General features: G+C 64.2%; 13 protein-coding genes, 2 rRNA genes, 2 other RNA genes and 1 pseudogene (1 of these 18 only partly in view). 5 read left to right on the forward strand and 13 right to left on the reverse strand.

The features are described from left to right. Positions 1-3: 3 nt before the first annotated feature. Positions 4-75: non-coding RNA, sX9 sRNA (locus tag XCSCFBP4642_RS27735), on the reverse strand. Between the two features lie 380 nt (positions 76-455). Between XCSCFBP4642_RS27735 and XCSCFBP4642_RS0120660 the strand changes: the two genes are divergently transcribed. Further along, positions 456-3,491: a TonB-dependent receptor gene (locus XCSCFBP4642_RS0120660; protein ID WP_029221446.1), complete on the forward strand. Its 3,036-nt coding sequence runs from the start codon at positions 456-458 to the stop codon at positions 3,489-3,491. Between the two features lie 108 nt (positions 3,492-3,599). Then, on the forward strand, positions 3,600-5,120 hold the full coding sequence (locus tag XCSCFBP4642_RS0120665; protein WP_033898613.1) for a tryptophan halogenase family protein: 1,521 nt from the start codon (positions 3,600-3,602) through the stop codon (positions 5,118-5,120). A gap of 358 nt (positions 5,121-5,478) precedes the next feature. Here XCSCFBP4642_RS0120665 and pyrF read toward each other — a convergent pair whose 3' ends face one another. Further along, the gene (gene pyrF, locus XCSCFBP4642_RS0120670) at positions 5,479-6,210 is read right to left on the reverse strand and encodes an orotidine-5'-phosphate decarboxylase (protein WP_029221448.1); all 732 of its coding nucleotides are present in this window, start codon (positions 6,208-6,210) and stop codon (positions 5,479-5,481) included. Next, positions 6,207-7,172 (reverse strand): 5'-nucleotidase, lipoprotein e(P4) family, encoded by a 966-nt coding sequence (locus XCSCFBP4642_RS0120675; RefSeq protein WP_029221449.1) that lies wholly within the window; start codon positions 7,170-7,172, stop codon positions 6,207-6,209. The genes pyrF and XCSCFBP4642_RS0120675 overlap by 4 nt, the downstream gene beginning before the upstream one ends. Positions 7,173-7,441: 269 nt before the next feature. Between XCSCFBP4642_RS0120675 and XCSCFBP4642_RS0120680 the strand changes: the two genes are divergently transcribed. After that, positions 7,442-8,098, forward strand: a complete 657-nt coding sequence (locus tag XCSCFBP4642_RS0120680) for a YceH family protein (protein ID WP_029221450.1) — start codon at positions 7,442-7,444, stop codon at positions 8,096-8,098. Positions 8,099-8,260: 162 nt separating this feature from the next. Here the strand turns inward: XCSCFBP4642_RS0120680 and XCSCFBP4642_RS30235 are convergent, their stop codons facing one another. The 4 genes and pseudogenes from XCSCFBP4642_RS30235 to rep form a co-directional block, all read right to left on the reverse strand. Beyond that, positions 8,261-8,560 carry a hypothetical protein gene (locus XCSCFBP4642_RS30235; protein WP_228325760.1) on the reverse strand — a complete coding sequence of 100 codons (300 nt, stop codon included), beginning with the start codon at positions 8,558-8,560 and terminating at the stop codon, positions 8,261-8,263. A 200-nt stretch (positions 8,561-8,760) separates the two neighbouring features. Then, positions 8,761-9,099 (reverse strand): annotated as a pseudogene (locus XCSCFBP4642_RS29525) (DUF4272 domain-containing protein); the annotation flags it as partial. A gap of 51 nt (positions 9,100-9,150) precedes the next feature. Next, on the reverse strand, positions 9,151-9,687 hold the full coding sequence (locus XCSCFBP4642_RS0120690) for a GNAT family N-acetyltransferase (RefSeq protein ID WP_029221452.1): 537 nt from the start codon (positions 9,685-9,687) through the stop codon (positions 9,151-9,153). Between the two features lie 567 nt (positions 9,688-10,254). After that, a complete protein-coding gene (rep, locus tag XCSCFBP4642_RS0120695) occupies positions 10,255-12,231 on the reverse strand; it encodes a DNA helicase Rep (RefSeq protein ID WP_029221453.1) in 1,977 nt (658 codons plus the stop codon). A gap of 203 nt (positions 12,232-12,434) precedes the next feature. Between rep and XCSCFBP4642_RS0120700 the strand changes: the two genes are divergently transcribed. Both XCSCFBP4642_RS0120700 and XCSCFBP4642_RS0120705 read left to right on the forward strand, forming a co-directional pair. After that, a complete protein-coding gene (locus XCSCFBP4642_RS0120700; protein WP_029221454.1) occupies positions 12,435-13,070 on the forward strand; it encodes a thymidine kinase in 636 nt (211 codons plus the stop codon). Between the two features lie 263 nt (positions 13,071-13,333). Further along, positions 13,334-14,578 carry a GAF domain-containing sensor histidine kinase gene (locus XCSCFBP4642_RS0120705; RefSeq protein ID WP_029221455.1) on the forward strand — a complete coding sequence of 415 codons (1,245 nt, stop codon included), beginning with the start codon at positions 13,334-13,336 and terminating at the stop codon, positions 14,576-14,578. Positions 14,579-15,140: 562 nt separating this feature from the next. Here XCSCFBP4642_RS0120705 and XCSCFBP4642_RS0120710 read toward each other — a convergent pair. The 6 genes from XCSCFBP4642_RS0120710 to XCSCFBP4642_RS0120730 all read right to left on the reverse strand — a co-directional run. After that, positions 15,141-16,742: an OpgD/OpgG family glucan biosynthesis protein gene (locus XCSCFBP4642_RS0120710; RefSeq protein WP_029221456.1), complete on the reverse strand. Its 1,602-nt coding sequence runs from the start codon at positions 16,740-16,742 to the stop codon at positions 15,141-15,143. Between the two features lie 74 nt (positions 16,743-16,816). Then, positions 16,817-17,902, reverse strand: a complete 1,086-nt coding sequence (locus XCSCFBP4642_RS0120715; RefSeq protein WP_029221457.1) for a DUF4380 domain-containing protein — start codon at positions 17,900-17,902, stop codon at positions 16,817-16,819. 211 nt (positions 17,903-18,113) lie between these two features. Continuing rightward, a non-coding RNA gene (locus tag XCSCFBP4642_RS27745) (sX9 sRNA) lies at positions 18,114-18,191 on the reverse strand. Between the two features lie 195 nt (positions 18,192-18,386). Beyond that, positions 18,387-19,202 (reverse strand): bifunctional DNA-formamidopyrimidine glycosylase/DNA-(apurinic or apyrimidinic site) lyase, encoded by an 816-nt coding sequence (mutM, locus tag XCSCFBP4642_RS0120720; RefSeq protein ID WP_033899487.1) that lies wholly within the window; start codon positions 19,200-19,202, stop codon positions 18,387-18,389. Positions 19,203-19,709: 507 nt separating this feature from the next. Next, positions 19,710-19,824: ribosomal RNA gene (gene rrf, locus XCSCFBP4642_RS0120725) — 5S ribosomal RNA — on the reverse strand. A 111-nt stretch (positions 19,825-19,935) separates the two neighbouring features. Next, a 23S ribosomal RNA gene (locus tag XCSCFBP4642_RS0120730) occupies positions 19,936-21,665 on the reverse strand; it runs 1,151 nt beyond the window's last position.

Raw genomic sequence — 21,665 nt, forward strand, 5'->3', positions numbered from 1 at the left:
AGCGGCTGACACACGTAGCGAGCAGTCGTCAGGCGAGGACGGCGCGCTCAGAACCGGGCCGTATGCGTGGTACATGCCGATTCTGAGTAACGACCACGCCCGCCTCGCAGCTGTGCAGGTGATTTGTCAGCTGCTCTCAACAAACAGGGTCGCCAGCAATGCCAGCACAGGGATGCCGCCTGTGCTGGCCATCGTGCATGGCATTCGCCCTGGGCCGCCGCTGATGATTGCAACGCCCGTTGCATGCCGATGCGCCGTATCGGCCACGCGCCGCCAATGCTTTCCCCGTCTCGACCCGTGCCTGAAGGAGCAGCCGCCCGTCACCGTAGACCTTTGTCGTTCTTGCAGCCATTCGGCTGTTGTTGCCTGCCGTTCCCGTGTTCCACACCAAAGCATCAACCCAACGCGCCAGTCACTGCACTGCGTCGCGCCTTACCCCTGGGAGGGGGAAAGTCATGAAGAATCACCGCACCGTCTCCATCCTGCCGGTGCGCAGCCTGTTGTGCTGCGCCCTGGCCGCCTCGTTGTTCGCCACCACGCCAACCATGGCCCAGTCCAGCAATGCCACGTTGCGCGGACAGGTCGCCTCCGCGCAGAGCGGCAGCGAAGTGGTCGTCACCAATCTGGCCACCGGCTCGGTGCGTCGCGCGCCGGTCAATGCGAACGGCAACTACACCATCGTCGGTCTGCAGCCGGGCACCTACACCGTCGAATCCAACGGCGTCAGCCGCACGGTGACCCTGTCGGTGGCCTCCAGCGCCACCGTCGATCTCGGCACCGAGACGGCGACCGCACCGGCCGGCGATGCGACCACGCTGGACACGGTGACGGTCAGCGCGCCGATGATTCGCGACGTCAAGACCTCCGAAGTGGGCAACACCATCAGCGCGCGGCAGATCCAGCAATTGCCGCAGGCCACGCGTAACTTCCTGGAGTTCGCCGATACCGTGCCGGGCATGGTGTTTCAGGTGGACGGCAACGGCAACACCAAGCTGCGCGGCGGTGCGTCCAACGCCAGCGCCGGTAATCTGTACATCGATGGCGTGGGCCAGAAGAGCTACGTGCGCAGCGGCGGCGTGGCCGGCCAGAGCGACACACAAGGCAACCCGTTCCCGCAGCTCGCCATCGGCGAGTACAAGGTGATCACGTCCAACTACAAGGCCGAATACGGCCAGATCAGTGGCGCGGCGATTACCGCGGCCACCAAGTCCGGCACCAACGAGTTCCACGGCGAAGCGTTCTACCGCTACACCGATCAGGATCTGCGCGACACGCGTCCCGACGAGGAACAAAACGGCAAGATCGATTCGCAGACCAAGGAATACGGATTTGCGTTGGGTGGGCCGCTCATCCAGGACCGCATGCATTTCTTCGTTGCCTACGAGGGCAAGGAGAACGTGGCGCCCAAGAGCGTGCAGCCGAGCGCGGAAGCAGCCGCCTTCGTCAATCAGTTGCCGTCCGACCTAGCCAGCCAGTACGGCCCGGCCAATATGCCGTTCGAGGAGGACCTGTTCTTCGGCAAGATCGATTTCGAACCCACCGATCGCGATCGTATCGAGCTGAGCACGATCTACCGCGACGAAACACAGACCGCCAACGTCGGCGGTACCAACACGCTGACGCAGGCCACCGACAAGATCAACAAGGACAAGCGCACCAACCTGCGTTGGCAGCACAGTGCCGACAACTGGTACAACGAGCTCATCGTTGGCACGGAAAACTCGGAGAACAATCCGACCCCGCGTACGCTTGGTAACGGCATCATCTACACCTATTTCCAGCCACGTGCCGGCTCCACCGATATCGATGAGCGGACCTTTTTGACCGCCGGATCGGCGGGCGGCCTCAATGCGCAGCGCAAGAGTCAAAAAGGCTGGTTTCTCCAGAACGATCTGACCTTCACCAGCTTCCAGTGGCATGGCGAACACACCATCAAGATGGGTGTGAACTACAAGGACATCGAGCTCACCTCGCAGGATGCGGCGGCGTTGAATCCGCAGTTCAGCTATCGCGTCAACGGTGGCAGCGTGGAGTCCACGCCATATCGCGTGGATTTCGTCGCGCCGTACACCACGCCCGGCCAGCGCGCCACGGTGGTCTCGCCGTCCAAGCAGTACGGCATCTATCTGCAGGACGACTGGGCCGCCACCGACAAGCTGATGATCAACATCGGCGTGCGCTGGGATTACGAAGACACTCCGGCCTACACCGACTTCGTTACCTCGCAAGCCTTCGTCGATGCGCTGTATGCCAACGATGCGGAAAACCCCGGCCAGCCGTGGGCCAACCGCTTGCTGCCCAGCGGAATCAACGTGGCCGACTACATCAGCACCGGCAACAATCGCAAGAACTTCAAGGATGCCTGGGCGCCGCGCTTCGGCTTCTCGTATGACATCTTCGGCGACGAAGCCGCCATCGTGCATGGCGGTGCGGCGCGTTCGTACGACCGCAACCTGTTCGAGCAGCTGGCGCTGGAAACCAGCAAGGCGGCGTTGTCGCCGGTGGCGGTGTATTTCGAAAATCCGGCAACCCAGCAGTGCTATCGCGCGGATCGCCCCTGTGTCGCGTTCGATCCCCGTTATCTGAACGGCATCGACCAGCTCAATACCATTCCTGATGTCAGCGGCAGCGCCGAGCTTTTCATGTTCAACAACAAGCTCAAGACGCCTTACAGCGATCAGTACAGCATCGGCATCACCAATCAGGTGGGCGACTGGCTGACCGATGTGACCTTCCAGCGCATTTTGAGCTACGACGGCTTTGCGATGGGCCTGATCAACCGTTACCCGGATGGTTCGTATTTCCAGAACGGCAACGTGCCGTGGGGCGAGCCGGTTCCCGGCTACCAGAACACCATCCTGGGCAGCAACGGCCTGGAACAGCGCAACAGCCAGGTGCTGCTGTCGGCCGACAAGCCGTATACCAAGGACTCCGGTTGGGGCCTGACCTTGTCCTACACCCACACCAGCGCGCGCCAGAACCGCAACATCGACGAGCCGTACGGCTTCGACAAGGCCATCATTCGCGGCTATCCGTTCGTGAAGTCCGATGCGGTGGCTGCACACCGCTTCGTGGCTTCCGGCTCGATCGATATCCCGTGGGGTGTGACGCTGGGTGCCAAGCTGGTGCTGGCAACGCCCGAGCCGATCAACACGATCGCCTGCTTCGGCTTCACCGATCCCGATGGCGCAACCTGCCAACAGGTCGGCGTCACTCCGCCGGGCAGCGGCAAATTCCTGGTCGGTGGCGATATCTGGGGCTACCGCACGGTGGATTTCCAGGCCACCAAGGAGTTCACCGTGGTCGGCGACTTCAAGCTCAACGCGCGCGTGAACCTGCTCAACGCGTTCAACTTCAAGAACTACAGCGCCTACGCCTACAACGGCTTCGGCAGCAACGGGCAGTTCGATCCGGACATCGCCATCAACACCAGTGGCGAAATCAACTATGTGCCGCGTAGCGTGGTGCTGGAGATCGGCGCAGAGTTCTGATGGATGCGCCTTCCCCACGCATGCGCTGCACGCGTGGGGATCTTTCGCAACGGGGCCGGCTGGCCCCGTTCGTTTGTCTGTCTTCTCTCACCTCAGGAACATGCAGGCATGATTCCCGCTCTCCTTCGCAACATCGTCATCGTCGGCGGCGGCACCGCCGGCTGGATGGCGGCCGCCGCCTTCGCGCGCGTGCTCGGGCCCACCTTCAACGTGCAGCTGATCGAATCCGAACAGCTCGGCACCATCGGTGTGGGCGAAGCGACCGTGCCGCATATCAAGGCCTTCAACAACCTGCTCGGCATCGACGAAGCCGAGTTCGTGCGCCAGACCCAGGGTAGCTTCAAGCTCGGCATCGCGTTCGTCGACTGGCAGCGCCCCGGCACAGCGTACATCCACGGCTTCGGTACCCAGATCGGGCATCCGCTCGGGCTGCTGCCGTTCCATCAATACTGGATCAAGCAACAGCTGCGCGGCACGGCGCAGCCGCTGGGTGCGTACACGCTCAATACCATGGCCGCCGCGCGCGGCAAGTTCATGACCTCGGCCGGCGATGTGCCGGCCACCTCGCCGCTGGCCAATATTGCCTACGCGTATCACTTCGATGCCGCGCTGTACGCGCGCTTCCTGCGCGGGTTTGCCGAGGCACGCGGCGTCACGCGTGTCGAAGGCATGGTGGAGCAGGTGCAGCTGCATCCGGAATCGGGCAACGTGGTGGCGCTGCACCTGGCGTCGGGCCAGGTAATCGCCGGCGACCTGTTTATCGATTGCTCGGGATTTCGCGGGCTGTTGATCGAAGACGCCCTGCACACCGGCTACCACGACTTCACCCATTGGCTGCCGTGCGATCGTGCACTGGCGGTGCCCTGCGAAAAGGTCGGCCCGCCCACGCCCTACACGCGCTGCACCGCGCGCGCGGCCGGTTGGCAATGGCGCATTCCGCTGCAGCATCGCACCGGCAACGGCTATGTGTACTGCAGCGCGCACATCAGCGACGACGAAGCCGCCGCCACCTTGCTGGCCAATCTGGATGGCAAGCCGCTGGCCGACCCACGCCCGCTGCGCTTTACCACCGGGCGGCGCAAGCAGTGCTGGAACCGCAACGTGGTCGCGTTGGGCTTGGCCAGCGGTTTTCTGGAGCCGCTGGAATCGACCAGCATCCATCTCATCCAGTCCGGCATTTCCAGGTTGCTGGAGCTGTTTCCGCGCGAGGGCATCAGCCCGGTGCTGGCGCAGCGCTACAACGACCGGCTGGCATTCGAGTTCGACCGCATCCGCGATTTCCTGTTGCTGCACTACCACGCCACCGAGCGCGACGACAGCGCGTTCTGGCGGCACTGCCGCCAGATGCCGATCACCCCGGAACTACGAACCACCTTGGACTTGTTCCGCGACAGCGGGCGCTTCTACCGCAATGCCGAGGAGATGTTCGCCGAGATCAGCTGGGTGCAGGTGCTGGTGGGCCAGGGCGTCCTGCCGCAGGGCTACCACCCCCTGGTGGACCAGGTGCCGGATACCGACGCCAAGGGCTTCCTGGCCAGCGTGGCGCAGACCATCAGCCATTGCGTGGACGTGATGCCGAGCCACCAGCAATTCATCGACCGCTATTGCAAGGCGCCAGCGATACGGTAAGCGCGATGACCGAGCGGCAAGCGCCCCGAAGGCAATGCCCGCGCATCATCGGACAGGTACCCGAACGGCATGGCGGGCGATGCGCAAGGTCGCCTCGGCCGCCGCCGTGTGCACCAGGCGGTAGCAATCCGCGCGCGCCGAACCACCGCCTGAAGCTTCGCCAAAAAAAAGGATCGGGCACAAGGTCCGATCCCTTCGAAAACCGGGACACGCCCGGTGGACAATGAGTGGCACAGCTTCCGACTGACATCGGATGCCGGCATGTTAACGAGACTTTCACATTAAAGCAATGCTTTAATTATTCCGACTTAAGCGATTGATTTATATCGCCAAATCGGAATGGCTGAATGACTGCCGCTCAGTCCCGGTGCTGCATCACTGCCGCGCGGATCTCGGCCTGGATGGCGGTGGCAGCGGCTGCGGGGTCGTCAGCCAGGCGGATCGGGCGGCCGACGACAATCGCATCGGCGCCATCGGTAAAGGCATGCGCCACGCCCACGGTGCGCTGCTGGTCGTCGCCAACCGGGCCGCCGGGGCGGATGCCCGGGCAGACGATCGAAAAGGCCGGGCCGGTGGCGCGGCGGATCGGGCCGGCTTCCTGGCCGGAGGCGATCACCCCGTCGATGCCCGCGGCCTGGGCAGCCAGCGCGCGCTCCACCACCACGTCCACCGGTTCGCGGTCGATGCCCATCGCGGCCAGGTCCGGGCGGCCCATCGAGGTCAGCACGGTCACTGCGAGCAGGCGCATGTCGCCCTGGTTGGCCTCGGCGGCGGCCTGCAGCATGCCGGCATGCCAGCCGTGCACGGTGCAATAGCTCACCGGCCACTGCGACAGGCGGGCGATGGTGCCGGCCACGGTGGCGGGGATGTCGAAGAATTTCAGGTCGACGAACACGCGCTTGTTGCGCTTGGCCAGCGCATCGAGCACGTGGAAATACTCGCCGGAGGCCAGCAGCTCCATGCCGATCTTGTAGAACGCCACCGACTCGCCCAGCCGGTCGACCCACGCGATTGCTTCATCGTGGCCGGGCACGTCCAGCGCGAAGATCAGCCGCTCGTGCGCGGCCAGGGCTAACGGGGGACGGCTCATCGTGCAAGCTCCAGTGCGGCGCGCTTGGCGTCGTGGCGGGTCTGCCAGGGTTGCGAATAATCGTTGTTGAACTGCGCCGGCTCCCAGCCGCCATAGCTGGGATTGGGCAGCATCCACCAGCGCTCGCCGAACCAGTCGTGGTACCGCTGCAGCAGCGCGCCACGGGCCTGGCTGGTGTTGGCGGTGACCTGCACGAAATCGCCCAGCTGGTCGCCGAACTGCATCAGCACGCGGTAGGTCTGCCCGGCCAGCTGGCGGCGGCAGTTCTTCTCGCTGCCGTTCTGCTCGCAGCCCTGGACCACGGTGCCAAGGCCCAGAAACACGCTGTCATCGGCCACCGGCAACCCGACGCTACGCAGGTTGGCCAGCGTGGCGTCCTTCAGGTGCACGGCGCGGTTAGAGATGTAGAGCAGGGTGATGCCGCGGGCGTTGGCGGCCTTGGCGAAATCCACCACGCCCGGGATCGCGATGGCCTTCTTCTCCGCCACCCACTGGTCCCAACTCAGCTCGTCGTATTCCTTGCCGTCGCGCAGCAGGCGCGCCTGGTAGGGCGAGTTGTCCAGCACCGTCTCGTCCACGTCCAGCACCACCGCCGGCTTCAGCCCGGTGGCGGCATTGCCGCGCTCCTCGGGCACCAGCGCGTCCCAGTTGGGTTGCTTGAGCGCAGCGTCCAGCGTGTCGGCAGCGGCGCGGTAGGTCTGCTCGGCCACCGCGCGGTATTCCTCCGAGCGCTGCATCCACAGCACCGCGTTGAGGTTGTCGTCGCCGGCCGGCGCGGTGGCGGCTACGGGCGGCGTAGCAGTCTTGGCTGCGGCGGCGCCGGCGGCCGCATTGGCGGATACGGCGGCGCCCTGCGCGCGCTGCGCCAGCTCCTTGTCGCCGGGTTTGCAGGCGCTCAGGGCCAGCGCGGTGCAGGCGAGCAGGGACAACGGGGCGTAAAGCGAGGGGCGCATGGCATCCACCAGGACAGGAGCGGCAATGGAGACCGCGATTTTAGCGGGTTCGCGCCGCACCGCCCGCTCCGACTGACGGCAGCGGCGCGTGCGCACGCACGGCGACGTGGCCACTGCGGCATTTGCTGGCGATGCCCGCGTGCTTCATGCGCCTTCAACGACTGACGGCCGCCTCGATCCCGTTGCCGCTCTGGTCGCCCTCCATGGGATCGCGGCCTGAAGAACGCCGATGCAGGATCGGCATATGCTTGTGCGCTGATTGCCCCGGAGTCGCCCCCATGACAGATGCACCTTCCCCGCCCGTCCTCGATACCGCCCAGGCCCGCGTGCTTGGCTGCCTGATCGAAAAAGAGGCCACCACCCCGGACGCCTACCCGCTCACCGTCAACGCCGCGCAGGTAGCCGCCAACCAGAAGACCGCGCGCGAGCCGGTGCTGAATCTGCAGACCGGCGTGGTGCATCACGCGCTGCGCCAGCTGGAAACGCTGGGGCTGGTGCGCCAGCAGTTCTCCTCGCGCGCCGAACGTTACGAGCACAAGCTGGGCAGCGTGCTGGACCTGACCCGCCAGCAGGTGGCGTTGATCGGCCTGCTGCTGCTGCGCGGGCCGCAGACATTGGGCGAGCTGTTCGCGCGCAGCGAGCGGCTGGCGCGCTTCAACGATGCCGACGATGTGCGCCATCACCTGGACCGTCTGATCCAGCGCGGCCTTGCGGTGCAATTGCCGCGTGCCAGCGGCCAGCGCGAAGACCGTTACATGCATCTGCTCAGCGGCGAGCTGGATCTCGACGCGCTGCAGGCCGCAGCTGCAACGCGCGAGAGCGCGCCGCGCGGCGCCGACACCGCTGCCCTGGAAGCGCGGGTGCAGAGCCTGGAAGACCAGCTGCAGGAACTGCGCGAGCAGGTCACCGGGCTGCTTACCCGCCTGGGCGAGTAAGCGCGAGGAGCGAGCAGCCTGCGCAGCCGCCAACCACGCGCGACCGATGCTTGCTGCAGCACGGACCACGCGCGTACTGCGGTCACTGCGCGCCAGTTCTTGGTTCACTACCTGCCAGCCGTGAGTCGCGTCCGGGCAAATCAGCGGTCGGTACTGGCCGGATCACGCCGTCGCCGGCACCGGTTCCAGCATCCCGCCCGCGTAGTCGGCCTGGAACGGCAGGTCAGGCCGATGCACGTAGCCGATGAAGCAATCGCACCGCGTGTTCGGGCAGCTGCGCGCACGCAGCTGCGCCGCGAAACTGCCGTCGTAGAGATTGCCCAGCGGCGTGTCGACGAAGTTGCAGCGCCGCACGGTGCCGTCGCCATCCACCCACAGCACCGATTCCCCGGTCAGGCAGGGCGCGCCGAAGCTGGGCGGCGGAGTGAGGTTGTAGCCGACGTACGGATCGATCCGGCTCAAGCGCTGCACCTGCTCGGGCGTGTAGTAGTCCGCCGGGCGTGGATCGAAGGCGTTGAGCCACATCGGCGTGGTGTCGGGCAAGGCCGCGCGTAGCGCCTCGATCTCGTCCATGTGCGCGTGCGCGGCCACCATGCCCACGCTGTGGCGCACGCCGCGCTGGCGCAATGCTGGCAACGCTGCAGGAAGGCCGCGCGCGTGACCTGGCTGATCAGCGCCCGGCCCTGCGGGTCGCGCACGCTGCCGTCGGCCAGGAAGCACACCGCATTGGCCTGCTCGGCCCACTGCGCCAACGCGCCGAACGCCGCATCGTCCACCTCGAAGCTGAAGTGCTGGCGCACTCGCTGCACATGCCGCATCAGGTGATAGCGCGCCTGGGTCATCTGGCCATCGCCGGTCTGATTCACATAGCCGACAAACCCATGCGGATACGCGGCCAGTTCCGGGTCGGCGTGGTCGCGATGGTGCACGGCGGCCTGCGGCAAAAAGTCCAGCCACAGCAACGTGCGCAGCGTGGAATAGGCGTTGACCAACAGTACCATGCAGGCCTGCCTGTGCGGTGGAAAACAGCCGGCAGGGTGACGCAGCGCCGCTCAGCTGTCCACGCCACCAGGGCCGAGGTCGATCGTGTAGTACGCCGCGGCCTCGGTGCCGGGACTCAGCATCCGCAGGCTGTCGTAGCGCAGCCCCAGCGCCTCCAGTGCGCGGATCGACTCCGCATTGCCTGGCGAGACGATCGCGCACACTTGCGTCAATCCCAGTACCTGGCGTGCATGCTCCAGCACCGCACGCCCGGCTTCGGTCACATAGCCCTTGCCGCGATACGCGGGCAACAGCGCAAAGCCGATATGCGGCACCGGCAAGGTCTCGCGGCACAACAGGCCCAAGGTGCCCATGAAGGTGCTTGCCTCGCGCGTTTCCAGCGCCCAGTGCGCGAAGCCGTGTTGTTGCTGATGCGCCTGCGCCCATTCGCGCACATGCTCGCGTGCCTGCGCGCGGGTGCGGATACCGCGGTCGTTGATGCCGGCAATGAACGCAGGATCGTTGACCAGCGCCAGCATCGCCTCGGCATCGTGCTCGGGATCGAGCAGACGCAAGCGCACGCGTGCGGTTTCGAGGATGACGGTCACGGTGCACTCCGTTGGCGGGAATCTCAGATTGCCGCGCGGCAGTGGCACTGGCAAGCCTGACGACAGCACGCATGGCCACGCTGCATTACGCGCACGGTTGGCGATGTCACTCCGGTTGGGTGGTGCAACCGGCGTGCACCACCGGTGCGTCTTGCCGGCCACCGGCACGTTGCCGGCTCGCTTGACTGGCCAGCAGCGCTCCAGCCTTGCGCCGTTCCAGCGACGGTGCGAGCGATCATGCCTGGCATGCATGCCAGGCTATCCCGCGTCTGTTGCAGGTCGCGTGCCTCAGCGCGTCGTGCGCACGTCGAGCGGCAAGACTGGGCATCGATGCACGCCTGACCGCCAGCACATCACGGCCGGTACGTCCACGATGCGCTCCACCCTTGCGCACGCGTACCGCGCGGGGCAGCCGGCCCGGGAGGCGAAGTGTCAGGCGCGATTCGCCGCCGATGTGTGCCACGCACTCACCAGCAGTGCCTCCGGCTGACGCCCATCGCCGTCTCGCCTGCCAGGCTCACCTCTTGATGCACGTGGCACAAAGCTGCCCGCGCGGCTCAGTCGACCTCAATCGAACAATGCCTGGATCGCCGCCAACCCCGCGCTGGCGCGTTCCTTCTTGCGCTCGGCATCGGCCACCGGGTCGGCGCCATCGCGCTGCAGCTCCGCTGCCGGAATCTCATCGAAGAACCGGCTCGGCTTCAACCGCACATGCTCGCCGAACTTGCGCGTCAGCTTGCTGTAGCTCATCCACAACTGCTGCTTGGCGCGGGTGATGCCCACGTACAACAGGCGGCGCTCTTCCTGCAGATTGCCTTCTTCCAGGCTGACTTCGTGCGGCAGCACACCGTCTTCGCAGCCCACGATGAACACATAGCGGAATTCCAGGCCCTTGGACGCATGCATGGTCATCATGCGCACCTGGTTGCCGCCATCGTCCTTGTCGTTGCGCGACAACAGCGCCAGCTGCGCAGCCAGATCGCTGGCGCTGGCGCCGCGCGGCCCACCTTCGAACCACTCGGCCAATTCGTCCAGGTTGCGCTTGCGGCGCTGGAAACCGGTTTCGTCCTTGGACTGGTTGCGCAGGTCGTTGAGCATGCCGGACTTGTCGGCCAGCATGCGTACCAGTTCGCCCGCCGGCATGCTGGTGGAGTGCTGGCGCATCTCGCGCAGGATGTCGGTGAACGCGCTCAGGCCATTGGCCGCACGCGGCGGCAGCTGCTGCAATGCGCCCATCGACTCTGCCGCACGCGACATCGGCACCGACTTGCCGCTGGCAAGCTCCGCCAGTCGCGCCAACGAGGTCGCACCCACTTCGCGCTTGGGCGACTGCACCGCACGCAGGAAGGCAGCGTCATCGTCCGGGTTGACGATCAGGCGCAGCCACGACAGCAGATCCTTGACCTCCTGCCGCTCCAGAAACGCCGTGCCGCCGGTCAGGTGATACGGCACCCGCAACAACTGCAGCGCCTTTTCCAGCGGCCGCGACTGGAAATTGCCGCGGAACAGGATGCAGAAATCGCTCCACGGCACCTGCTTGGCGGTGCCCAGGAACGAAATTTCGGCGGCTACCTTTTCCGCCTCGTGCTCGCTGTCGCGGCACTCCCACACGCGGATGCGTTCGCCGTCGGCCTGGTCGCTCCACAGCGTTTTCAGATGCTCGTGCGGGTTATGCGCGATCAAGGCGTTGGCCGCGCGCAGCACGCGGTTGGAGCAGCGGTAATTCTGCTCCAGCTTGATGATTTCCAGCGCCGGATAATCGCGCCCCATCTGCTGCAGGTTTTCCGGGTTGGCGCCGCGCCAGGCGTAGATGCTCTGGTCGTCGTCGCCCACGCAGGTGAAGTTGCCGCGCGGGCCGGCCAGCATTTTCAGCAGCCGGTATTGCGCATCGTTGGTGTCCTGGCATTCGTCCACCAGCAGGTAGCCGATGCGTTCGCGCCAGCCCATCACGATCTCTTCGTTGGCTTCCAGGATCTGCACCGGCAGGCGGATCAGATCGTCGAAGTCCACCGCATTGAAGGTGGTCAGCCGCGCCTGGTAGCGCTCGTACAGACTGGCGGCTTCTTTCTCGCGGTTGCTGCGTGCCGCGGCCATCGCCTGCTCCGGCGACTGCCCGGCGTTCTTGGCGCGCGAGATCAGGTTCTTGGCGTCTTCGATCGCATCGGGCTTGGCGCCATGCATCAGGTCCTTGATCTGCGCGGCGGCATCGTCCGAATCGAAGATCGAAAACCCGCGCTTCAGGCCGGCCGCGGCATGCTCGATCTGCAGGAACTTCAGGCCCAGCGCGTGGAAGGTGCAGATGGTCAGGCCGTCGGCGCCGTCGCCGCGGATGCGCTTGGCCACACGCTCGCGCATTTCCTTGGCCGATTTGTTGGTAAAGGTGATCGCGGCGATGCGCTTGGCCGGGTAGCGCCCGGTGGCGATCAGGTGCGCGATCTTCTCCACGATCACGCGCGTCTTGCCGCTGCCGGCACCGGCCAGCACCAACAAGGGACCTTCGCAGTGCAGCACCGCGGCGCTTTGCGGGGGATTGAGACCGTGCATAGAGGCTTCCGACAGAGCGCGCCATTGTACCGGGGCGGGCAACGGCTGGCCGGCGCAGCGGGTTCATGTGGCGCCGGGAAGCGCCAGGGTTGCCGCAGCGCGTTCGCAGAACGCGGCGGCGCGGTTCTGGTGCAGCATCGGCCGGCCATGCCAGACAGCAGCGGGCTTCCGCATCCGCCCGCCCGGCCCGCTAAAATCGCGCCATGGCCAAGCTCTACTTCTACTATTCGGCGATGAATGCCGGCAAGACCACCACCTTGCTGCAGTCGGCGCACAACTACCGCGAGCGCGGCATGCGCACGCTGATCCTCACGCCCAAGCTCGATCACCGCGCCGGCAGCGGCGTGGTCGCCTCGCGGATCGGCCTGCGGGCGGACGGGCGCACGTTCGACCGCAGCACCCAATTGCAACAGTTGGTCGAACGCGACATCGCTGCCGACGGGCCGCTGCATTGCGTGCTGGTGGACGAAGCGCAATTCCTTGGCCGCGCACAGGTCTGGCAATTGAGCGAGGTGGTCGACCGGCTGCGCATTCCGGTGCTCTGCTACGGCCTGCGCACGGATTTCCGCGGCGAGCTGTTCGAAGGCAGCCAGTTCCTGCTGGCCTGGGCCGACGAACTGGAAGAGATCAAGACCATCTGCCACAGCGGCAGCAAGGCGACCATGACCGTCCGCGTGGATGCGCACGGCCATGCCGTACAGGATGGCCCGCAGGTGGAGATCGGCGGCAACGAGCGCTACGTCTCGGTCAGCCGCGCCGAGTTCAAGAAGATCATGCGTGGCGAAGGCCGCATCGACCCGTTGCAGATCGCCCTGCCGTTGCCGGCTGCAGGCAGCTAGGTTGTCGCCTCATCGGCCAGCTGCCGCGCCGAGCAGGCGCAGGGCGACGCCGATCAGGAACGCTTACGGCCGCCGCGACGTCGCATTCCCAACTATATGGTTCATCGGCATCGCTAGATCTTCGCGGGCATGCGGGTGCGGCCGCATCGCCGACGTCGGCCGACAGGCGTATCGTGATACCTGTATGGCATCAACCGGATGCCCAACCAGGCCCGACTGCTGTCCTGTAAACTGGTGACCATCCACTTCTCGGGAGGCAATGTATGGGTCCGCTTCCCGCTGAGCTCCGCGCCGACATCGCGCGCGTTGGCCGACTCTCTTCGGTCCCCGATGTCCTGAACATCCTCACTCGTCTGACCGGCATGGGCTTTGCCGCGGTCGCGCGCGTGACCGAGGCGCGCTGGATCACCTGCCAGGTGCGCGACGAACTGGCCTTCGGTCTGGTGCCTGGCGACGAACTGCCGCTGGCCACCACGTTCTGCGACAGCGTGCGGGTCAGGGGCAACGCGGTCTGGTTCGGCCACGCTTCGGACGACCCGGTCTACCGCGACCATCCTTCGCCGCGGCTGTACGGCTTCGAAAGCTACGTCTCGGTGCCGATCCGCTTCAACGATGGCAGCGTGTTCGGCACCTTGTGCGCGCTGGATCCGCTGCCGCGGCTCATGGACCGGCAGCTGGTGGAGAAGGTCGAGCTGCTGGCGCAGCTGCTGGCGGCGCAGATCCAGGCCGAGCAACGCGCCGAGGAGAGTGCGCAGGAATCGCAGCGTGCCCGTAGCGAGCTCGGTCGCGCCGGCGCCTCGGCACGGCTGCGCGAAGAATTCATCGGCATCCTGGGGCACGACCTGCGCAATCCGCTGCAGTCCATGCACGCTGTGGTGGACATGCTCGCCATCGACCCGATCAACCAGCGCCAGGGCGGCGCCATTCGTTCGATGCAGCGCAGCTTGCAGCGCATGGAAGAGCTGATCGACTTCGCCTGCGATTTCGCCCGCGGTATCGAGCGCGACTGGCTGCAGCTGGACTACGGCAATGGCAGCGACCTGTCCGACGCGCTCTCGCAAGTGGTGGACGAAACCCGCGCCGCCTACCCCAATCAGGTGCTGTCCACGCATGTGGCCATCGACGAGCCGGTGCACGGCGATGCGGTGCGGCTGGCGCAGATGTTCGGCAGCATGATGATCAACGCAGTGGTACAGGGCCAGCAGAGTTCGCTGATCAAGGCGGTGGCGGTCACCGAGCAGGGTCGTCTACGGCTTGAGGTCTGCAATCTCGACGGCATCGATCCACGCCGGCTGGATGTGCTGCATGCCTCCACGCACGTGCACAGCGGCGGCCGCGCGGTACCGGGCGTGGATCTGGGACTGCATATGGCCGCGCAGATCGCACAGGCGCACCAGGGTGAGCTGCGCATCACCAGCGGCAAGAACGGCACCTGCTTCCGCGTGGAGTTGTCCTGCGCACGGCCGCGTACGCGCCTGCAACTGATCAACGGCACGACGCTGGCCTGAGCGCGTCGACCAACCGACTGCGGTCATCCTGGCAGGCGCGGCGTATCGAAGTCAGTCCCCACAGCCGCGATGTGGCATCGCCGCGGTCGTCATGCCGCGCACCACGATGACGTGCCGCCTACGGTGGGCCGCAGTGCCAGCTCGGCCGACTCATCAGGTTACCCCGGCTCTGGAGCGCCCTGTGGTGCATCCGCAACGTAGCACACGACTCGCACTCACGCCCCTGAGCACTCCTGCAGTGCGGCATTGCTTGATCGCTTTGTTGTCCGAACGCCCATCCTTGGCTGCCATGCGCAAGGCACACCGCGCGCCAGGCGCAGCGCGCATCGATCGCCCTATTGTCCCAGACGTCCTGCGTCGCCGCTGCCAACAGAGTGCCATCGAACAGTGCTCACGACACCGCCGGCGTTCGGATATCACTCCTCATACCCGCAGATAGCCAATGCCTACCGCGTAATACCCTGGCAACGCGCCACAACTCAACGCATCACCGCGACGATCGAAGACTGCAGCACCCGCGCGGAACGGCAGCACACACGTTCCGCATACCCGCCTTGCAAACTCAGTAAAGCTTGCGCTCACTCGCCGGTGGCGGTGTCCACTGATAGAGCCAGGTTTCGGTCAACGGCTTGCCGTTGGCGCGCAGGTACAGGCGGATGTCGATCTGCTGGGTGCCCTCGTCCGGCGGCACCAGGTCGAACATCGCCCGGTAGCCCTTGAGCTCGTGCAACGGGCGTGCCGAAACGATTTCGGTGGTGCCGCGCGACACCTGGATCATCGCTTCGACCTTGGTCTTCGCCTCATTGACCAGGGCCGGCAGCTCGCCTCCGGCGAAATCCACCGCAAACCGCCATGAGAAGTGGCTGCGCTTCTGCCCGACGATACCCCCCAGCCCGGTGCGGGTGGCCACGCAATGCGCCAGTGGCGAACTGGCCGGCGGCTGCGCGCCCCAGTGCAGCCGGTAGCCCATCAACAGCTCCTGCCCCGGCTGCGGTTTGGCCTGCGGATTCCAAAACGCCACGATATTGTCGAAGGTCTCGTCCACGGTCGGGATCTCGACCAGTTGTACCGAGCCCTTGCCCCAACCACGCTTGGGCTCCACCCACAGGCACGGGCGCTTCTCGTAGAACACGCCGTCGTCCTGGTAGTGGTCGAAGTTGCGATCGCGCTGCAGCAGCCCGAAGCCGCGCGGGTTCTCATCCATAAACATGTTGAAACGCAGCTGCGGCGGATTGCACAGCGGCCGCCAGATCCATTCACCGCCACCGGTCCACATCGCCAGGCCGTCGGTGTCGTGGATCTCCGGCCGCCAGTCCCAGTCCATGCGGCGATCGTTTTCGCCGACCTGGTACATGCTGGTGCACGGGCCGATGCCCAGTCGCTCGATGGCCTTGCGCGGGTACAACGCGCTGTCGATATCCATCACCAGCACATCGCCATTGGTGATGGCAAAGCGGTAGGCGCCGGCAACGCTGGGCGAATCCAGCAGGCCATACACCACCACGGTGTCCGAATCGTCGGCCGGTTGTTCCAGGTAATAGGCGATGAAGTCCGGAAATTCTTCCGGTCCACCGGTGCCGGTATCGATCGCCAGCCCGCGTGCCGACTGTCCGTACTGGCCTTCCTTGCCCACCGCGCGGAAATAGCTCGCGCCCAGAAATGCCGCAAAGTCTCGGTCGGTGTCCTTGCGCGTGTTGAGGCGGAAGCCGGCAAAACCCAGATCCTTAGGCAACTGCTTGCCGCCCAGCCCACTGCTGCCGTAATCGAACGCAGCCGGGTCGTAAGCCAGTTGCTGCGCCTTGCCGTCGACGATGTCGTAGATGTGTACCGGTGTATGGAAATACAGGCCTAGGTGGAAGAACTTCGCCTGGAACTTGCCATTGCCATCTGCCCACAACGCGTGGTCCTGGCGGTAGCGGATCGATTGATACTGATCCCAGTTCAGTGCCTCCAGCGGGCCGGGCAGCACCTGCTTGTGGCTCTTGTACGGCGTGGCAGCCAACGCACGCGCCTGCCCCTTGAGCCAGGCGTAGTCGAACGGTTGCGGCTGACCGAGCCGACGCAGTCCCACGGCCTTGGCTGCCAATGCCCACTGCGGCACCGCCGGTAAACCAAGCGCGGCCAGGGCGGCAGCGGCATTCTTCAAGAAGTGACGTCGTTGCATGCGCATCGGTCTGAGCTAAGGAATGGCGACATCATAGCCACAGCCCGGCGTGGACGCGCATGCGGGATGCAAGATCACCGGGATGCAGCCGCGCAGGCTTGGTCCAGGTTCAGCTCCTCGGCCTTGCTGCACAGGAACTGCCGCTGCGCCTGCTCCTGATCGGGCCCGGCGTACGGCAACACCGTCCACTGCTCCCGCGCCTGCATCTGTGCGCCTGGCGCCAGCTGGCGATACGGCGCGTGCACTTCCATTTCCAGCAAGCCCTGTTCCGGATGCTCTGGCGGCGCATCCAGATACAACTCCACCTGACCCTGCTCTGGATGAATCGCCGCCAACGGCTGATGCGCAAAGCGAATCACCAGAACCTGCTTCCCCGCAAACCCGGCCATCCAGCCTGCCGATGGCTGCAGCAACAGCTTGCCGCGTTGGATCAGGCTGTCGTCCCGTGCGTCGGCGCGCAGTGCAAGGACGCCTGCGTGGTGCGAGAAGGTCGGCGCCGTCGTACCCGCCTCGCTGGGTGGCTGCACACGCACATCGGTCCTGTTCGCCACCGGCACAAGGACCCGCGTACTCGCTGCCACCCGCGTGTTGAACCACAGGTCCCAGGCGATCGCCTCTTTGCGGATATTGCGCGCCGTGGCCCACAGTTCCACGGTATCCGCGCGTGTCCTGGAGACCTCGACGTGCTTGCCCGTCACCGGGCTGGGCACGCCCTGCAGGCTCGCCTGGCGTGGTCCCTGCGTGACCACGCGGGTAGTTGCCAACGACAGATACGGGTCCGGCGGCCACACCGCAGCGGCGGCCTTGCGCTGCGGATTGACCTGCTGATGCAGCCACCACTGGCTCTGCGGTCCCACCCAGACATCGTGGCCCAGATACGGCACATCGCCAGCGGCGGCGGACACCGCCGGTGTGGGTTGCCGCTCCACGGCGGCTCCCACGTTCAACACATTGGGTTGGCCACGCAGGTTGAAGGACAGCACGCGCCCGCCGAATGCCGGCGTCAGGCTCAGTTCCAACACCTCGTTGCTCAGGCGAATGCGTTCTACGGATGCCGCATCCTTCTGCCCTGGCATATCTGCCTGCGCCAGGTTGCAGGGCAGCAGCGTCAACGCCAAGGCAATCCACAGGGAATCGAAGCGGTGCGGCGTTGTGAGCATGTGGCACTCCGGGCGTGAGACCTGTGATTGTCGCGCCGTCCCCGCCAGGACACTAGCCGCGCACGCTGGAAACGCCAGCACCATCCCACAGCCGCATGCGTGCTTGTTGCAGAGTGAATGTGCCGGCCGGTCTGCGGTCGTTTAGTCGTCTGAGGCCCGGCGCTCTGGCACATGGCCACCAGTTCTGTAAGACATGCAGTCTCCAACTCGGAGCCACCAGCAAACGTAGTGACCAGGTGTCGGATGGGTGTGGACCGGCGCTCAGAACCGGAGTGTACGGGTAGTACAAGAGTGCGGGCCTGAGCACCGGCCGCGCCCGCCTGGCAGCTGCATAGTCGTTTGTTGGTGCTCTCGGATTGATTGAAGCGATGGATGCAGCTTGCTGCCTCGTACAGCGCTGCATTGTCCGGCGCGCGTAGCGCACAAGGCTCGAACTGAAGCTGCCATGGCCCGGCCTACCGTTTCAGCCAACACGCGCTACCGCTTATCGCTGGCAACTCCCGCACCACACCGTTGCTCGTTGTCCAATGGTGGCGTGCTTCAGCAGTCGCCCGCACTGTTTGCAGGGCTCGCCCTCACGTCCATAGACAGTCAATTCCTGCTCGAAATAACCGGGTGCACCATCCGGGCTGATAAAGTCCCGCAGCGTAGTGCCTCCGCGCTGGATGGCGTAGCCGAGTATCTCTTTGACTGCAGCGGCCAGCCCGCGATACCGGTCCAGCGAAACCTTTCCGGCTTCGCGCAAAGGGCTGATTCCCGCGCGATACAGGCTTTCAGCCGCGTAGATATTGCCGACACCGACCACCACAGCCTGATCCATCAGAAAGGTCTTGACGGCTGCACGACGTCCGCGCGACAGCGCATGCAGATAATCTCCAGTAAATGCAGCGGATAATGGCTCCGGACCCAGGGTCGCAAGCAATTCATGCACTTGCATATCCGGCTGCCATAGCAAGCATCCGAACCGGCGCGGATCGTTGAAGCGCAGGACACGCCCATTCTGCAGGCTGATATCCACGTGATCGTGCGCACGCGGCAAGGTATCGCCCGGCAATACGCGCAGGCTGCCCGACATCCCAAGATGCAGCACTGCACTGCCACCGGCATCGGTATCCAACAGCAGATACTTCGCGCGTCGACGCACCTGCGTGATAGTGGCGCCAGGCAGCAAGCGTTCGATCTGCTCGGCAATGGGCCAGCGTAAATCCGGACGACGCAGGATCACGCCATGAATACGTTGCCCGACCAGATGCGGCGCCAGACCACGTACGGTAGTTTCGACTTCGGGCAACTCTGGCATGCGGACATCCAGCAACACCGGCCATGCACCGGCAAGATCCAAGATGGAGATCCGCCGGGCAAAAACAATCCACCTGCTGGCGTGCTCTATTTGCCGTTTTTTGAGGTGCCTTGCCAGGCAAGTCCCGATCCAACGAGCCCCCCGGGGCCAGAGTTGAGCAAGAAGCTCAACGTTGGACCACGTCAGTGACCTGCGTAAACCGACGCGTCAGGTACTGCGTTACATGTCGATGAGCCCCCCCGATCACAGTGGCGNCCGGGGCCAGAGTTGAGCAAGAAGCTCAACGTTGGACCACGTCAGTGACCTGCGTAAACCGACGCGTCAGGTACTGCGTTACATGTCGATGAGCCCCCCCGATCACAGTGGCGAGGTGCCAAGAGATGCACCTAGCGCGTCCACGTACCGCGGTGAGATTCGGACCATCGGCTTGGGCTGCGGCGTTTCGCGGTTGAATTTCGCACAAAAACAAACCCCCAGTCCTTGAGGACTGAGGGTTTGGGGTAAAGCCCCTGGCGATGACCTACTCTCGCATGGCTTGAGCCACACTACCATCGGCGCAGCTGCGTTTCACTTCCGAGTTCGGGATGGGATCGGGTGGTTCCACAGCGCTAATTTCACCAGGGAGACGGTTGGAGCAGCGCTTATAGCGCTCGTCTCGCATAGGTAACTTGTGACGTAGCTTGCGTTTGATGATCTACCAACGTTCGTTGGGACCAAGGCAACTTGAGGTTATATGGTCAAGCCGCACGGATCATTAGTATCAGTTAGCTCAATACATTGCTGTACTTACACACCTGACCTATCAACCACGTAGTCTACATGGTTCCTTTAGGGGGCTTGTGCCCCGGGAAGTCTCATCTTGAGGCGCGCTTCCCGCTTAGATGCTTTCAGCGGTTATCGCTTCCGAACATAGCTACCCGGCAATGCCACTGGCGTGACAACCGGAACACCAGAGGTTCGTCCACTCCGGTCCTCTCGTACTAGGAGCAGCCCCTCTCAAACTTCCAACGCCCATGGCAGATAGGGACCGAACTGTCTCACGACGTTCTGAACCCAGCTCGCGTACCACTTTAAATGGCGAACAGCCATACCCTTGGGACCGACTACAGCCCCAGGATGTGATGAGCCGACATCGAGGTGCCAAACACCGCCGTCGATATGAACTCTTGGGCGGTATCAGCCTGTTATCCCCGGAGTACCTTTTATCCGTTGAGCGATGGCCCTTCCATACAGAACCACCGGATCACTAAGACCTACTTTCGTACCTGCTTGATCCGTCGATCTTGCAGTCAAGCACGCTTATGCCTTTGCACACAGTGCGCGATGTCCGACCGCGCTGAGCGTACCTTCGTGCTCCTCCGTTACTCTTTAGGAGGAGACCGCCCCAGTCAAACTACCCACCATACACGGTCCCTGATCCGGATAACGGATCTAGGTTAGAACGTCAAGCACGACAGGGTGGTATTTCAAGGATGGCTCCCCTGCAGCTAGCGCCACAGTTTCATAGCCTCCCACCTATCCTACACAGACGAACTCAACGTTCAGTGTAAAGCTATAGTAAAGGTTCACGGGGTCTTTCCGTCTTGCCACGGGAACGCTGCATCTTCACAGCGATTTCAATTTCACTGAGTCTCGGGTGGAGACAGCGCCGCTGTCGTTACGCCATTCGTGCAGGTCGGAACTTACCCGACAAGGAATTTCGCTACCTTAGGACCGTTATAGTTACGGCCGCCGTTTACTGGGGCTTCGATCAAGAGCTTCGCCTTGCGGCTGACCCCATCAATTAACCTTCCAGCACCGGGCAGGCGTCACACCCTATACGTCCACTTTCGTGTTTGCAGAGTGCTGTGTTTTTGATAAACAGTCGCAGCGGCCTGGTTTCTGCGACCCTCTTCAGCTATAGCTCGCATGAGCCACCAAAAAGGGTGCACCTTCTCCCGAAGTTACGGTGCCATGTTGCCTAGTTCCTTCACCCGAGTTCTCTCAAGCGCCTGAGAATTCTCATCCTACCCACCTGTGTCGGTTTACGGTACGGTCTTCGTGAGCTGAAGCTTAGGAGCTTTTCCTGGAAGCGTGGTATCAGTGACTTCGCCATAAAGGCTCGTCTCGGTGCTCGGTCTTAAAGGATCCCGGATTTGCCAAAGATCCAAACCTACCGCCTTTCCCCGGGACAACCAACGCCCGGTACACCTAACCTTCTCCGTCCCTCCATCGCACTCACGCGAGGTGCAGGAATATTAACCTGCTTCCCATCGACTACGGCTTTCGCCCTCGCCTTAGGGACCGACTAACCCTGCGTCGATTAACGTTGCGCAAGGAAACCTTGGGCTTTCGGCGTGCGGGCTTTTCACCCGCATTATCGTTACTCATGTCAGCATTCGCACTTCCGATACCTCCAGCAGACTTCTCAATCCACCTTCGCAGGCTTACGGAACGCTCCTCTACCGCGCATAAAACAAGTTT

This window comes from Xanthomonas cassavae CFBP 4642, assembly GCF_000454545.1.
Lineage (GTDB): Bacteria > Pseudomonadota > Gammaproteobacteria > Xanthomonadales > Xanthomonadaceae > Xanthomonas > Xanthomonas cassavae.

Excerpts from the sequence above, each read along its gene's own strand:
- pyrF (WP_029221448.1), bottom strand. The coding sequence starts at position 6,210 with ATGAGCCGTCCCCCGTTAGCCCTGGCCGCGCACGAGCGGCTGATCTTC.
- XCSCFBP4642_RS0120715 (WP_029221457.1), bottom strand. The coding sequence starts at position 17,902 with ATGCTCACAACGCCGCACCGCTTCGATTCCCTGTGGATTGCCTTGGCG.
- XCSCFBP4642_RS0120660 (WP_029221446.1), top strand. The coding sequence starts at position 456 with ATGAAGAATCACCGCACCGTCTCCATCCTGCCGGTGCGCAGCCTGTTG.
- mutM (WP_033899487.1), bottom strand. The coding sequence starts at position 19,202 with ATGCCAGAGTTGCCCGAAGTCGAAACTACCGTACGTGGTCTGGCGCCG.
- XCSCFBP4642_RS0120710 (WP_029221456.1), bottom strand. The coding sequence starts at position 16,742 with ATGCAACGACGTCACTTCTTGAAGAATGCCGCTGCCGCCCTGGCCGCG.
- XCSCFBP4642_RS0120705 (WP_029221455.1), top strand. The coding sequence starts at position 13,334 with ATGGGTCCGCTTCCCGCTGAGCTCCGCGCCGACATCGCGCGCGTTGGC.
- XCSCFBP4642_RS0120665 (WP_033898613.1), top strand. The coding sequence starts at position 3,600 with ATGATTCCCGCTCTCCTTCGCAACATCGTCATCGTCGGCGGCGGCACC.
- XCSCFBP4642_RS0120680 (WP_029221450.1), top strand. The coding sequence starts at position 7,442 with ATGACAGATGCACCTTCCCCGCCCGTCCTCGATACCGCCCAGGCCCGC.
- XCSCFBP4642_RS0120700 (WP_029221454.1), top strand. The coding sequence starts at position 12,435 with ATGGCCAAGCTCTACTTCTACTATTCGGCGATGAATGCCGGCAAGACC.
- rep (WP_029221453.1), bottom strand. The coding sequence starts at position 12,231 with ATGCACGGTCTCAATCCCCCGCAAAGCGCCGCGGTGCTGCACTGCGAA.